This is a genomic window from Geobacillus sp. ZGt-1, assembly GCF_001026865.1.
GTDB classification, from domain to species: Bacteria; Bacillota; Bacilli; order Bacillales; family Anoxybacillaceae; genus Geobacillus; species Geobacillus thermoleovorans.
The window spans coordinates 1-389 of the sequence record NZ_LDPD01000159.1; the positions used below are offsets into that span (position 1 = coordinate 1).

The following is a 389-nucleotide window of genomic DNA, read 5'->3' on the forward strand; positions in this document are numbered from 1 at the left end:
ACGAGTGATTTTGCGATGGCACGAACAACGGAACAAGGACAAAACAAATACCGATGAATCCAAGCCTTCAAGCGTCGTTTCGCCTGTTGCTCATCTTTGCTTTTGAACACATAGCGAACATGTTGGAGCGATTGGTAAACAGACTTTAAGTAATCGCTTTCATTACACCATTCTCGTATGATTTGACGTTCCTCCTCCGTCAATTTCTCTGGGCATTGGCTCAATAAACGGCAAACGTAACGAACATTTCCGTGTTTCTTGCCTCCTTTGCCCAAATATTTGCGACAACGTTCTAACGCATCGGTAAACAGCTGAATGACATGGAAATAGTCGACGACATGTGTCGCCTCTGGGCAAACCCGTTGAATCGCTTTTTTCATCGCTGGAGC

The 389-nt window shown here is 45.0% G+C and carries 1 protein-coding gene; it reads right to left on the reverse strand.

The window, feature by feature from the left end; all coding sequences use genetic code 11:
• Nucleotides 1-389 (reverse strand): transposase (locus tag VU18_RS16255; protein WP_047758549.1); only part of this gene is annotated, 389 nt, incomplete at both ends.